Here is a 13128-nt window from a genome sequence, read left to right as displayed (position 1 = left end):
CGGAGCTAAGCCGGTCTCTACACGCTCTATCAGTTTGTCGGGATCTAAGTTATTTAGGTGTGCTGCCTCGCGCAATGAGTTCCGAAAGCCGTTGGGGTCTGACCTCAGCCGCTGTCGATCGGTGGTTCTGTTCTTCAGGGAGCCTCGAAAGATCCCGAATGCGATGATGATCCAGAGAGACAGTATGTCTATCACCAGGCTAGAAAAAAGAAGATGAATAAACGTTTTAAAGTATATGGCGATTTGATCTGGTAATAAATCAGAGAGCAGATTTGCGGCTGACAAAAGATAGCTGAGTAATTTGTCGCGAACAAATTGGTATCCGGCTAGTAGCATCTTAGGTAGCCAGAATAGGTTAAATGACGTTCCGGTCCAGAACTCGAATAGCCGTTTCAGTAAACTAAGTGGCGGGATGCCGCCAAATAAGGTGGCAAGTCCAGCGTATGTTAAAGCGGACGTATTGAATAGCGGCTTAGTTCTTACATAAAAGTCTCTAAAATAGGCATCTATATCCATTTGAAACGCCTCGCTCGTGTCTGTTTGAGGCAGAGCAGATGAAATGTGCGTAGTTCAATGGTGCCGCAAAATCGCCAATCGGGCTAATTATTGTCGTCCAGTTTGACGAATTCTAGATCAGTATTAGACGTGTGAGAAGTGGGTGCTGAAGGGAAAGTAGCTTCCCTGGCATTTTCCTTGGTCATCTGTCCGACGGGCAATCCCTGCATGCCCCGCATGCGCCAACTGCCCGTCGTGCCAGTTTGTCGCGGGCTTCTCTCTTGCCACGTCGGGCAAATCACCTCCACATTTCCGCGCATCCCGGCTCGCGAAGAGGGACGTTTCGCGATCGTCATGAAGCGTCGAGCCGGGGATGCGACGGGCGCGTTGCTTCGCAGCCGGGTGTCACAGCCGGGCCGACGGACGGAGTGATGCGACGGCGAAGTGGTGTGGTCCTGGTCTCCCGACGCTGAGACCAAGCTGGTGGTGATGATCCGCTGGCGACGGGGGCAAGACAGCCGGTCCCCGGGGAGAGCGCCTATAACCCGCAAAACCGTCGCGCAGGGAAGGCTGGGATGTCTCGGCCGAACCTGTGGTTCCTACCCCGTGCATTATTCTCCGCACGGGGGCCATGGGGGCGGCAAGCTCCCGGTCTTCCCTGCGCCTCTTCGTCTCGAAGAGGTTCACGTGAGGGACCAACTCGGGCGGAGATCGCCGCGAGATCGCGAAGCCATGCCTGCTGTTTGAAGCGTGGAGAAAGGCGTGCGCACGATGTCTTGGCACAAGGCATCGGAGCGTCGCTGATGGGCTGCCTGATCCGTTGTGACGACGCGCTGTTCGTCCCGCCCACTGTCATTCCGGGGCAAGGCCGAGAGGCCTTGAACCCGGAATCTCGAGATTGGCTTGCGTTCATTTTCAACAAGCTCGGGATTCCGGGTTCAATCGCCAACGCAAAGCCGCGTTGCGGCTTCGCATTGACGATTGCCCCGGAATGACGGTGGAAGACGCCACTCATCAGCTCACTTGTGACGCAACGCGAGCAGAGCCGCTCAAGACACCAGCGCCGGCTCGGCATGATGGCAGGCGACGTGATGTCCGGCGGCGGCGGGGCGCAGCGGCGGGTCCTGCGTCCGGCAGAGGTCGGTGGCGAGCGGGCAGCGCGGGGCGAAGCGGCAGCCGCCGGCCACGCTGCGCGGGTCGGGCAGGTCGCCGGGCAGCGGCGCGGCGTAGCGGCGGCGGGTGGGGTCGGGCACCGCGTCGATCAGCGCCTTGGTGTAGGGATGCAGCGGCCGGTGCCAGATCTGCGTGTGGCTGCCGCTCTCGACGATGCGGCCGAGATACATCACCAGCACGCGGTCGGAGAGATAGCGGACGACGGAGAGGTCGTGCGAGATGAACAGCAGCGACAAATTGAGGCTCTGCTTCAGCTCGGCGAGCAGATTGAGGATCTGCGCCTGCACCGACAAATCCAGCGCCGACACCGGCTCGTCGCAGATGATGAGGTCAGGCCCCAGGATCAGCGCCCGGGCAATGCCGATGCGCTGGCGCTGGCCGCCGGAGAATTCATGCGGATAGCGCCCGGCGCTGTCAGGCGGCAGGCCGACGCGGGCGAGGATGTCGTCGATGCGGCGCTGCCGCTCGGCGCGCGATTTGACGCCATGGACGGCGAGCGGCGCGCTCAGGATCTCGCCGATGGTCTGGCGCGGATTGAGCGAGGCGAACGGATCCTGGAACACCATCTGCAGCCGCTTGCGCCGGCTGCGCAGCGCGGATTCCGAGAGCCCGGTGAGATCCTCGCCGTCGAACAGGATGCGGCCGCCGGACGGCTCGACCAGCCGCAGGATGGTCTTGCCGAGCGTGGACTTGCCGCAGCCGGATTCGCCGACCAGGCCGATCGTCTCGCCGCGCGCGATCTCGAGCGACACGCCGTCGACGGCGCGCACGGCGCTGCGGCCCGACGTGTAGGTGGTGCTGAGGTCAGAGACGGAGAGCAGCGTCATGGCGCGAGTGTCCTGTTGCGATCGGCGGCGTGACCGCATGGCAGGCGACGCTGCGGCCGAGGCCTGTGATCTGCTGATCCGGGAAGGCGGTGCGGCAGACGTCGCGACGCTGCGGGCAGCGCGGCACGAACGGGCAGCCCTGTTGCGCGACGGCGGAGCTGATGCTGCCGGGAATCTCGGACAGGCGGCTGTCGCGGTAATGCAGATCGTCGTGCAGCCGCGGCGACGCCGCGAGCAGGCCCTGCGTGTAGGGATGCAGCGGATCGGCGAACAGCTGATCGGGCGGGGACTCCTCGACCTTGCGTCCGGCATACATCACGACGACGCGGTCGGCCCATTGGCCGACGACGCCGAGATCATGGGTGATCAGCAGCAGCGCAAGCGACAATTCGCGCCTGAGACGGTCGAGCAGCTCCAGCACCTGGGCCTGGATGGTGACGTCGAGCGCGGTGGTCGGCTCGTCGGCGATCAGGAGCTTCGGCCGGCAGGCGACCGCGATCGCGATCATCACGCGCTGGCGCATGCCGCCGGAGAGCCGGTGCGGATAATCGTCGAGGCAGCGGTCGGGATCGGGAATGCGGACGAGATCGAGCAGGTCGCGCGCCTCGCGCCGGGCCTGCGCGCGCGTCAGCCCGCGATGCAGCCGCAGCACCTCGCCGATCTGGCGTCCGATCGTGAGCACCGGGTTGAGCGAGGTCATCGGCTCCTGGAAGATCATCGCGATGTCGCGGCCGCGGCGCGCGCGCATCGCGGGCTCGGAGATCTTAACGAGGTCCTCGCCGGCGAAGCGGATCGTGCCCTCGGTGATAGCAGCCGTCCTTGGCAGCAGCCGCATCAAGGCGAGCGCGGTCAGCGATTTGCCCGAGCCGGATTCGCCGACGATGGCGAGCGTCTCAGCTTCGGCGATCCGGAAGCTGAGGTCCTTGACCGGCGTCGCCCTGGGGAAGCTGATCGTGAGGCCGTCGATGTCGAGCAGCGGCGCCATGCTCAGCGCTCCACGCCGGTGCGGGGATTGAGCACGTCGGTCAGGCCGTCGCCGATCAGGTTCAGCGACAGCACGGTGAGCACGATGACGATTCCGGGCAGCGCGGTGAGATACCAGGCGGTGCGGATCAGCTCGCGGCCCGAGCCGATCATGCTGCCCCAGCTGACGACGTTGGGGTCGCCGAGGCCGAGAAACGACAGCGCCGCCTCCATCAGGATCGCGGTCGCCACCATGACGGACGCGGTGACGATGATCGCGGGCAGGGCGTTGGGCAGGATCTCGCGGATCACGATGCGGCCATGGCCGAAGCCGAGGCTGCGCGCGGCCATCACAAAATCCTTCTCGCGCAGCACGCGGAATTCGGCCCGGACCAGCCGCGCGATGGTCGGCCAGGTGACGAGGCCGATCGCCCAGGTGACGGTGAGGATCGAGGGCTGCGCGATCGCGACCAGCACGACCAGCAGGATGAAGCTCGGCACGGTCTGGAACAGCTCGATGACGCGCACCAGCACGTCGTCGATCCAGCCGCCGCGATATCCCGCTGTCGCGCCGACCAGGATGCCGACGCTGACGCCGATCGAGGTGGCGACGACGCCGATCAGGAGCGACACCCGCGCACCATGGAACAGGCCGGCGGCGACGTCGCGGCCGAGCGAGTCGGTGCCGAACGGAAACGCGGCGTTCTGGCCCGGCCACAGCAGCGGCCGCGCCACCATCGAGAGGGGATCGCCGGGATACAGCCAGGGTGCCAGCACGGCGGCCAGGATGATCAGCGACAGCAGCCCACCGCCGGCTGCGACGGAGGGATTGCGCAGCAGGCGGAGCACAGTGAGGCGGCGAACATTCGGGCTGGTCGCGCTGATCACATGCGTGTCGGCCGCGTGCAGGTTCGGCCAGGACGATGGGCTGACTTCGGCCGAGACGGCGATCGGCTGCGTGTCAGCCTCGGGCTGCAGCAGGGCGGTGCGCGTGTTGATCTGGAGCATCAGCGGGTCTCGATACGCGGGTCAAGCCAGGCCTGCACCAGGTCGACCGTCACATTGGCGATGATCACGAGCAGGGAGGAGAGCAGGAGGATGCCGAGCAGCACGCTGAAATCGCGGCTCATCACGGCCTCGAAGGCGAGGCGGCCGAGCCCGGGCCAGCTGTAGACGGTCTCGACGACGACGGCGCCGCCGAGCAGGCCGCCGAGATGCATGCCGGCCACCGTCGTCACCGGCAGCAGCGCGTTGCGCAGCACATGACTGACGGTGATCGCGAACGGGGAGAGGCCCTTGGCGGCGGCGGTGCGGACATAGTCGTGGGTCTGCGCGTCGAGCATCGCCGCGCGGGTCAGCCGCGAATAGATCGCGATGTAGAACAGCGCGAGCGACAGCGCCGGCAGCACCATGTAGCGCGCGCGGTCGATGATCAGCTCGGCGCTCGACAGGCTGGCGCCGATGGTGCCGGAACCGCCGCTCGGCAGCCAGCCGAGCTTGACCGAGAACAACAGGATCAGCATCAGGCCGATCCAGAAGCCGGGGATCGAATAGAACAAGGTGATGCCGATCGAGATCAGCCGGTCGGGCCAGCGTCCGGCATAGGTCGCCATCACGGTGCCGAGCGCGATGCCGAAGCCCAGCGCCAGGGTGAGCGCCGTCAGCATCAGGATGACCGTGCCCGGCAGCCGCTGCGCGATGATGTCGGAGACCGGCAGATTGTAGCGCGGCGAGAAGCCGAGGCTGAAATGGGCGAGATTGTCGAGATAGGCGATCAGCTGGATCAACACCGGCTGGTCCAGCCCGAACCGCGCCCGCAGCGCCGCGACCGTCTCCATCGTCGCAGATCCCGATTCGCCCGCGAGCACGTCGGCGGCGTCGCCGGGTGCGAGCTGCAGCAGCAGGAAGTTGAGGATGACGATGCCGATCACGGTCGGCACCGCCTGCAAGGTCGTCCGCCGCAGCACCTTGGCAAGACGGGTCACATTCGACATGTGGTCCTCCGAACCGTGGTTTGCGTCGACATCGCCTGCTCAGCCCGACGCCAGCGCCTGCGACCGCGACGCCGCAGCATCGAAGCGAAAGCGGGCGGCCGGATGGGTGTCGGGCAGACGCGCGTTCCCGGCGCCGAAGGTCTTCTCGCGCAGGGTACCGGGCGCGTAGTCGGTCTTGTAGACGCCGCGGCGCTGCAGCTCCGGCACGACCAGATCGGCAAAGTCGCGATAGCCGCCGGGCGTGATCGCGTAGCTCAGATTGAAGCCGTCGAGGTCGGTCTCGGCGATCCAGGCCTGCAGCTCGTCGGCGACCTCGGCCGGCGAGCCGATCACGACAGGGCCGCGGCCGCCGATGAAATTGTGCGAGATGATGTCGCGGATGGTCCAGACGCGCTCGGCGGCCGCGAAGGTGTCGATCATCGAGGTGACCGCATTGTCCTTCTTGATGGTCGGGAACGGATCATCGAGGCTGTAGCGGGACAGGTCGATGCCGGTCCAGCCGGACAACAGCGCCAGTGCGCCCTTCGGGTCGGTGTAGCGCTGGTAGTCGCGATATTTCGCCTCGGCCTCGGCGCGGGTCTCGCCGACGATCACGGTGATCAGGCCGAAGAAGCGGATGTCACGGGCATCGCGACCGAACGTTTGCGCACGTGCTCGCGTTTCCGCGACATTGGCGGCGGTGCGCGTCTTCGAATGCTCACCGAGAAACACCGCCTCGGCATGCCGCGCGGCAAAGTCCTTGCCGCGGTGGGAGGCGCCGGCCTGGAACAGGAACGGCGTCCGCTGCGGCGACGGATGCACCAGGTGGATGGCGTCGACCTTGAAGTGCTGACCCTGATGATGAACTTTGCGGATGCGGCTGGGATCAGCGAACACGCCGCGGTCGCGATCCGCGATCACGGCGCCATCGTCCCAGCTGCCTTCCCACAGCGCATAGACCGCGTCGAGAAATTCGTCGGCGAGATCGTAGCGCGGATCATGCGCCATGATGTCGGCGCGGCCGACGGCGCGCGAGGCCGCCGCGGAATAGCCGGTGACGATGTTCCAGGCGACGCGCCCCTTCGTCAGATGATCGAGCGTCGAGAAGCGGCGCGCCAGAGTGAACGGCGGCTCGTAGGAGACCGAGGCGGTGATGCCGAGGCCGAGATGCTCGGTGACACCGGCCATGGCGGAGACCAGCAGCATCGGGTCGAGCTTCGGGATCTGCGCCGCGGTGCTCAGCGCTGCATCGGCATTGCCGGCATAGACGTCGTGGATGCCGATGCCGTCGGCGATGAAGATCGAGTCGAACTTGCCGGCCTCGAGCGTCCGCGCAACGTCGGTCCAATAGCCGAGCGTGTCGAACGCCAGCGAGCGGTCGTCCGGATGACGCCACAGGCCGGGCGACAGATGCACCGGGCTGAAGATCGCGAAGCCGTTCACGGCGATGGTCTTGGGTGTCCTGGGCAAGCAAATTCTCCGTCGATCGCGCCACTCGCGCGCCTATTGGAATGCGGACGGCTCGGGATGGGCGCCGGTCAGAAACCAGTCGCCGACATTGCGGGTCTTGTATTCCGCCGGGTTGTGCAGGGTGTGAATGCGCACGTTGCGCCAGAAGCGATCATAGCCGTTCGCAATGGTCGCCGAGCGTGCGCCCATCACCTCGAAGATCCGGCTGGTGACATCGAGCGCGACCTCGCCGGCATGGACATTGGCACCGGCAATCGCGACCGCGGCCTCGCCGCGCTCTCGTGCGGTCAGATCACGCCCGCGCGCCCAGACGCGATCGAGCGTGGCGGCGGCATCGTCGGCCAGCAAGGTCGCGGCCCGCACCTTGGTGTAGAGCTCGCCATAGACGCGCTTGATCCAGGGATCGTCGGTGTGCCGCTCGACACCCGAGTGGATCCACGGCCGCGACTTGTCCTGGGTGTAGTCGCGGGCGGTGAGCAGGGCGCCTTGCGCGCTGCCGATGAAGACATTCAGCAGGGTGCTCTGCTGCAGGAACGGCGTGATGGTCTGGTAGGGGCGGCCGCCATCGGGCTTGTAGGACAGCACCTCGTGATCGTGGACGCGCACGCCCTCATAGGTGACCCGGCCGCTGCCGGTCTGGCGCTGGCCAAAGCCGTCCCAATCATTCTCGATGCGGATGCCGTCGCGCGTCGCCGGGATCACCGCGAAGCTGCGCTGTTCGGTGTCGCGGTCCTCCCAGGCAATCTGCAGGTAGTCGGCGATATGCGAGCCCGAGGCGAACGGCCGGTAGCCGTCGAGTATATAGCCGTCGCCGTCGCGGCGGCCGAACAGGCTCTTGGAAAAGCTGTTGGCGGTGTTGCCCCAGAACCAGTTCCCGGCTGCCGAACGCGTGAAGGTATCAGCCGCCTGTTCGGGCGTGCCGCGCAGATGGGCGGCGTGCTGCGAGCCGAAATGATAGCCGTAGAGATGCCCGACGGCGCCGTCGACCTTGGCGAACTCGCGTACGATCTTCAGCGCCGCCGACCAGCGCTCGCCGGCGCCGCCGTAGTCGCGCGGGATCAGCAGGTTCAACAGGCCGCTGTCCTTGAGCAGCGCCAATTGCACCAGCGGCTTGCCGCCCGCACGGTCGCGTTCCGCCGCGTCCCGCGCAAAGACCTCGCGCAGGGCTGCTGCCTTGGCGAAATGCGGGTTCAAGGTGTCGAGATCACAGCTCATCGATGGTCTCTCCCCACGCCATCACGCCTCGAGCCAGACGTCGGCGAAGTTCGCCGACGGGCCGTCGATCGTGGTGGTGTGGTCGCGCACCTTGCGATTGGCGATGGTCAGATTGGCGCCGGTGACGAGATTGACGTCGGGCAGGTCGGTGGCGACGATGACCTGGAACGCCTTGAACAGCTCGCGGCGCTTGGCCGGATCGCTCTCGACCGCAGCGGCCTCGAGCAGCCGATCGACCTCCGGATTGCTGTAGCCGGAGCCGTTGGAGAACGGCACGCCGGGCTTGAAGTTCTTGGACCAGTACAGCCGCTGCACGCCGACCGTCGGATCGAACGAGTGGCTCATACCGTTGCTCATGAAGTCGAAGTCGCGGTTGGTGTAGGTCCGCTTGAACCAGGTCGGCACGTCCTGCGCCCGCAAGGTGACACCGATGCCGATATTGGCGAGCGCCTGGCGCGTATAGGCGCCGAGCTGCTGGTAGACCTCGCTATACGGCATGTAGTCGTGGAACACCTTGAAGCGGGTCCCGTCCGCTCCGCGCGGATAACCCGCGGCATCGAGCAGCGCCTCGGCTTTTTTTGGATCGAAATCGTGGCGCGGGATGTCCGGATTGTAGAACTGTTTCAGGGCCGGGCTGACGGCGCTGGGCGCGTTCTGGCCCCAGCCGTAGAACACGACGCGGGTGATGGCGTCGCGATCGACGGCGTGGGCGACGGCGGCGCGAACCTCGCGCTTGGCGAAGTAGGGATTGGCGAGATTGAATTCGAGACGGTAGACGATCGGCTGGTAGTCGTAGCCGCGAGTCTCGATGAGCAGCGACGGATTGGCTTTGAGCGCTTGGATTTGGCCCAGTGGCACCGGCGTATCGGGCGCCAGATGAATCTCGCCCGTCTCCAGCGCGACCGCGCGCGCGTTGGCGTCGGCGATGAAGCGGACGACGATGCGGTCGAGATAGGGTTTGCCTGGGTCCCAATAATTCGGATTGCGTTCGAGAATGATGTGGCTGCCCTGCTGCCACTCCTTGAACACGAACGGGCCGGTGCCGATCGGCGCGCGCCCATTCGGATTGCTCAGTGGATCGCTGCCCTCGTAGACGTGGCGCGGAACGATCGGCGACTCCGAGGCTGTCAGTGCCGCCAGGAGATAGGGCGCGGGCTTGTCCAGAACGATGGTGGCGGTGTGCTGGTCGGGCGTCTCGACCTCGCGCACCGACGACAGCGTCCCGCGGCCACGCGGATGATGCTGCTTGAGCAGGCCGATGGAATAGGCGACGTCGGCCGAGGTGAAATCGCGGCCATCATGCCACTTCACGCCGCGCCGCAGAGTGAACGCATAGCGCAGGCCGTCCTCGCTGACCTGCCAGTCGGTCGCCAATTGCGGCCGCGGTTTGAAGTCGAGGTCGAAGGTCAGAAGACCCTCGGTGATCTTCGGGCTGACCCGCGTCGTCGGTCCCGCGGTGTGGGTGAGGCTGACCAGAATCGGTGGCTCGGGTTGGATCACAAGGTTGAGCGTTCCGCCGCGCCGCGGCTCCGCAGCCTGCGACGCTCGCATGGGACCTGCAGCGGCGGTGATCGTTCCAAACAGAAGGGTTTTGTTGAGTTCGCGGCGCGTGAGGATCATTTATTCTCATCAAGTGACAATCGATCGCGCGAGTTATTCATCAAACAACTGATCAATCAATCCGGTTGGGCTTACGGATCGAAAATGAAAACAATGCAGTTGCTGATGCACGTCGGAGCGAATGCGATCACGCGTGATCGCGGGCAACAAAAAAAGCAAATTCTCTACCAGTCATGTCTATCATTGCGCAGCCCTTGGTCAGGTCGCGCGCCGGTGACGGCCTTGCGAAGCAAAGGGCATGACTTGGTGTTGACGACCGTCGATCGCGCGTCGGACCGGTGGTGAATGGTGATGCAATGAAGATCGATCGCCGCGACTTCAACCTGGGCGCTCTCGCGTCGGCTGCGTCCCTCATGCTGCCTGGACATGCGCGAGCTGTCGCGGAAAAACCCGTGTCGGGCGGAACGCTCAACTGGGTTTACTATCCTGATCCGTCGGCGCTGATCGCGATCAACACCTCGTCGGGCACGGGGCAGACGATCGGCACCAAGATCAACGAAGGCCTGCTGGCCTACGACTACGATCTCAATCCGAAGCCGGTGCTCGCGACCTCATGGTCGATCAGCGAGGACGGCAAACGCTATACGTTCAAGCTGCGGGCGGGCGTCAAATGGTCGGATGGTCAGCCCTTCACCTCATCTGACGTCGCGTTCTCGGTCGAGCGCCTCAAGATCGCCCATCCGCGCGGCCGCATCACCTTCGCCAATGTCGAGGCGGTCGAGACGCCGGATCCGCTGACGGCCGTCATCGTGCTGTCGAAACCGGCGCCGTTCCTGATCTCGGCCCTGGCCGGCGCGGAGTCGCCGATCGTGCCGCGGCACGTCTATTCGACATTCAAGCCGGAGGAGCAGCCGAAGCTGGAGCAGATGATCGGCACCGGGCCGTTCATTCTGCGGGAATGGGTGCCGGGCAGCCATCTTCTGTTCGTCCGCAATACAAACTACTGGGACGCGCCGAAGCCCTATGTCGATCGGCTGGTGCTAAAGGTGGTGCTCGATCCGGCCGCGCGTGCCGCGGCGCTGGAGGCCGGGGAGGTCGATATCGGCGCGACGCCGGTTCCTTATGGCGACATCGAGCGCTTCAAGGCCGACAAACGGTTCGTGGTCGATACGACGACCTATGCCTATTCCGGACCGCAGCAGCAGCTGTTCTTCAACTTCGACACCCAGGTGCTGCAGGATCGGCGGGTCCGCAAGGCCATCGCGCATGCAATCGACCTGAAGGCGCTGCTCGACGTGGTCTATTTCGGCTATGGCCTGGTCTCGCCCTCACCGATCAGCACGGCGCTGCCGAAATTCTACGACCCCAAGATCCAGGCGTGGCCGCTCGACATCAAGGCGGCCGATCGTCTGCTCGACGAGGCCGGCCTGCCGCGCGGTGCCGGCGGCATCCGCACCAAGCTCCGGTTGACTCAGAATCCGTTCTTGCCGCCGAGCTTCGCCGACTTCCTGCGCAATTCATTGCGGCGGATCGGGCTCGACATCGAGATCCAGCGCTATGATCTCGCCACCTATCTCAACGTCGTCTATCGCGACCGGGCGTTCGATCTGACCATCGAAAGCCTGTCGAACACCTTCGACCCGACGCTCGGCGTGCAGCGGGCCTATTGGTCGAAGAACTTCCGCATCGGCCTGCCGTTCTCCAACGCCGCGCACTACGGCAATCCGGAGGTCGACCGCCTGCTCGAGGCGGCGGCGATCGAGACGGACGTGGAGAAGCGCCGCCAGCTGTGGTCGTCATTCCAGTCCATCATTCATGAGGATGTGGCCTCGGTCGATCTGGTCGCCGCCGGCGGCGTCATCATCGCCAACCGCAAGGTGCGCAACTTCGCGCCGGGCGCGGAAGGCCTGAACGGCAGCTTCGCCGATCTCTGGATCGATCCTTCCGCCTGATCCCAACATCCTTTCATTTTCGTCTCGGAGACCTCTGATGGCCCGCCGCAAGGACAAGCTTTCGCTCGGTGCATTCCTCCTGTTCACGGGCCATCACGTCGCGGCGTGGCGTTCCAAGGAAGCGTCCGACAGCCAGACGCTGCAGGACTTCGTGCAATTCGCCAGGCTGGCCGAGGACGCCAAGTTCGACGCTGTGTTTCTGGCCGATCAGGTCGGCGTCAAGATCGATCGCTTGAATGCCGCGACCCGCAAGGCGCATACCGGCGTCTATCCGTTCGAGCCATTGACGCTGCTGTCGGCGCTGTCGGCGGTGACGTCCCGCATCGGTCTCGTCGCCACCGTATCGACCAGCTACAACGAGCCCTTCAATGTGGCCCGGCAGTTTGCCTCGCTCGACCGTCTCAGCGGCGGGCGGGCCGGCTGGAATCTCGTGACCTCGACGGATGCGTCCGCCGCGCTGAACTTCAATTATGACGGCCTCATCCCGCATGCGGATCGCTATGCGCGGGCGGAAGAGTTCGCCGATGTCGTGAACGGACTGTGGGACAGCTGGGACGACGATGCCTTCGTCCGCGACCGCGCCGACGGCGTGTATTTCGATGCCGCCAAGCTGCATGTCCTCGATCACCGCGGGCGGCATTTCAAGGTGAGGGGGCCTCTCAACATCCCGCCGTCGCCGCAGGGACGGCCGGTTGTCGTGCAGGCCGGGTCGAGCGAGCCCGGCAAGGCGCTGGCGGCGCGAACGGCGGAGGCGATCTTCACGGCGCAGCAGACGCTGGCCGATGCTGTTGCGTTCTATGCCGACGTCAAGGGCCGGCTGGCCAAGTACGGGCGAGAGCCCGACGACCTCAAGATTCTGCCGGGTGTGTTCCCCGTGGTTGGGGAGACCGAGAGCGAAGCCAAGGAGAAGTTCGACTATCTGCAATCGCTGATCTCGCCCGAGGTCGGCCTCGACCTGCTCGCGACCTTCCTCGGCACGACGGAGATCCTGAATGCCGATCCGAACGGGCCGGTGCCGGCGCTGAAGGAGACCGAAGGCGGCAAGAGCCGGCAGGCGTTGCTGGTCGATCTCGCGCGACGTGAGGGCCTGTCGCTGCGCGACCTCTATCTGCGCATCGCCGGTGCGCGCGGGCATTGGCAGGTGGTGGGCACGCCGAGCCAGATCGCCGATCAGCTCGAGGAGCGCTTCGAAAACTACGGCGCCGACGGCTTCAACATCATGGCGCCGACCCTGCCGACCGGCCTCGAAGACTTCATCCGCCTGGTCGTTCCGGAGCTGCGCCGTCGCGGGCTGTTCCGCGAGGAGTATGAAGGCCGCACCTTGCGCGATCATCTCGGCCTGCGCCGACCGCAGCGCCAGGCGCGTGAGGCGGTCGCGGCGGAGTAGTCGTCGCTTCCGCGCCATCGAGAAGGATCTCGTCCTGACGTCTTCCGTCATGGACGAGCGTTTCAGATGTCTCGCCAACATTGGTTGTCCGTTTCCTTGTATGCGCAGGGTTT

11 protein-coding genes are annotated in these 13128 nt (G+C 65.1%); 4 read left to right on the top strand and 7 right to left on the bottom strand.

What is annotated here, in order from left to right:
* Positions 1 to 1298 precede the first annotated feature (1298 nt).
* Entirely contained in the window at positions 1299 to 1490 is a 192-nt protein-coding gene (locus ACQR1L_RS04925; protein ID WP_434856808.1) for a hypothetical protein, read from the top strand.
* 54 nt (positions 1491 to 1544) lie between these two features.
* On the opposite strand, the gene ACQR1L_RS04920 is transcribed toward ACQR1L_RS04925, so the two are convergent.
* From ACQR1L_RS04920 to ACQR1L_RS04890, 7 genes are read right to left on the bottom strand one after another with little or no spacing between them, the layout of a single operon-like run.
* Positions 1545 to 2495 (bottom strand): ABC transporter ATP-binding protein, encoded by a 951-nt coding sequence (locus tag ACQR1L_RS04920; protein WP_434856807.1) that lies wholly within the window; start codon positions 2493 to 2495, stop codon positions 1545 to 1547.
* Positions 2473 to 3480 carry an ABC transporter ATP-binding protein gene (locus ACQR1L_RS04915; protein WP_434856806.1) on the bottom strand — a complete coding sequence of 336 codons (1008 nt, stop codon included), beginning with the start codon at positions 3478 to 3480 and terminating at the stop codon, positions 2473 to 2475. The genes ACQR1L_RS04920 and ACQR1L_RS04915 overlap by 23 nt, the downstream gene beginning before the upstream one ends.
* A 2-nt stretch (positions 3481 to 3482) precedes the next feature.
* The gene (locus ACQR1L_RS04910) at positions 3483 to 4466 is read right to left on the bottom strand and encodes an ABC transporter permease (RefSeq protein ID WP_434856805.1); all 984 of its coding nucleotides are present in this window, start codon (positions 4464 to 4466) and stop codon (positions 3483 to 3485) included.
* Entirely contained in the window at positions 4466 to 5452 is a 987-nt protein-coding gene (locus tag ACQR1L_RS04905) for an ABC transporter permease (protein ID WP_434856804.1), read from the bottom strand. The genes ACQR1L_RS04910 and ACQR1L_RS04905 overlap by 1 nt, the downstream gene beginning before the upstream one ends.
* Before the next feature lie 39 nt (positions 5453 to 5491).
* Positions 5492 to 6901, bottom strand: a complete 1410-nt coding sequence (locus ACQR1L_RS04900; RefSeq protein ID WP_434856803.1) for an LLM class flavin-dependent oxidoreductase — start codon at positions 6899 to 6901, stop codon at positions 5492 to 5494.
* A gap of 33 nt (positions 6902 to 6934) precedes the next feature.
* Entirely contained in the window at positions 6935 to 8116 is a 1182-nt protein-coding gene (locus tag ACQR1L_RS04895) for an acyl-CoA dehydrogenase family protein (RefSeq protein WP_434856802.1), read from the bottom strand.
* A 21-nt stretch (positions 8117 to 8137) separates the two neighbouring features.
* Positions 8138 to 9667, bottom strand: coding sequence for an ABC transporter substrate-binding protein (locus ACQR1L_RS04890; protein WP_434856801.1), 1530 nt, complete (start codon positions 9665 to 9667; stop codon positions 8138 to 8140).
* Here ACQR1L_RS04890 and ACQR1L_RS04885 point away from each other — a divergent pair.
* The 3 genes from ACQR1L_RS04885 to ACQR1L_RS04875 are packed head-to-tail and all read left to right on the top strand — an operon-like array spanning position 9608 to position 13015.
* Positions 9608 to 10021: a hypothetical protein gene (locus tag ACQR1L_RS04885; protein WP_434857264.1), complete on the top strand. Its 414-nt coding sequence runs from the start codon at positions 9608 to 9610 to the stop codon at positions 10019 to 10021. The genes ACQR1L_RS04890 and ACQR1L_RS04885 overlap by 60 nt on opposite strands.
* An 11-nt stretch (positions 10022 to 10032) precedes the next feature.
* On the top strand, positions 10033 to 11628 hold the full coding sequence (locus tag ACQR1L_RS04880) for an ABC transporter substrate-binding protein (RefSeq protein WP_434856800.1): 1596 nt from the start codon (positions 10033 to 10035) through the stop codon (positions 11626 to 11628).
* A gap of 37 nt (positions 11629 to 11665) precedes the next feature.
* Positions 11666 to 13015, top strand: a complete 1350-nt coding sequence (locus tag ACQR1L_RS04875; protein ID WP_434856799.1) for an LLM class flavin-dependent oxidoreductase — start codon at positions 11666 to 11668, stop codon at positions 13013 to 13015.
* Positions 13016 to 13128 lie beyond the last annotated feature (113 nt).

Source organism: Bradyrhizobium sp. HKCCYLR20261, assembly GCF_051168435.1.
Taxonomy (GTDB): Bacteria; Pseudomonadota; Alphaproteobacteria; order Rhizobiales; family Xanthobacteraceae; genus Bradyrhizobium.
The sequence above is the reverse complement of the archived record's forward strand: the minus strand, read 5'-3'. Positions and strand labels throughout refer to the sequence as shown.

Coding starts and splice junctions, on each gene's coding strand:
- ACQR1L_RS04895 (WP_434856802.1), bottom strand. CDS start 8,116: ATGAGCTGTGATCTCGACACCTTGAACCCGCATTTCGCCAAGGCAGCA.
- ACQR1L_RS04905 (WP_434856804.1), bottom strand. CDS start 5,452: ATGTCGAATGTGACCCGTCTTGCCAAGGTGCTGCGGCGGACGACCTTG.
- ACQR1L_RS04890 (WP_434856801.1), bottom strand. CDS start 9,667: ATGCGAGCGTCGCAGGCTGCGGAGCCGCGGCGCGGCGGAACGCTCAAC.
- ACQR1L_RS04920 (WP_434856807.1), bottom strand. CDS start 2,495: ATGACGCTGCTCTCCGTCTCTGACCTCAGCACCACCTACACGTCGGGC.
- ACQR1L_RS04880 (WP_434856800.1), top strand. CDS start 10,033: ATGAAGATCGATCGCCGCGACTTCAACCTGGGCGCTCTCGCGTCGGCT.
- ACQR1L_RS04875 (WP_434856799.1), top strand. CDS start 11,666: ATGGCCCGCCGCAAGGACAAGCTTTCGCTCGGTGCATTCCTCCTGTTC.
- ACQR1L_RS04910 (WP_434856805.1), bottom strand. CDS start 4,466: ATGCTCCAGATCAACACGCGCACCGCCCTGCTGCAGCCCGAGGCTGAC.
- ACQR1L_RS04925 (WP_434856808.1), top strand. CDS start 1,299: ATGGGCTGCCTGATCCGTTGTGACGACGCGCTGTTCGTCCCGCCCACT.
- ACQR1L_RS04915 (WP_434856806.1), bottom strand. CDS start 3,480: ATGGCGCCGCTGCTCGACATCGACGGCCTCACGATCAGCTTCCCCAGG.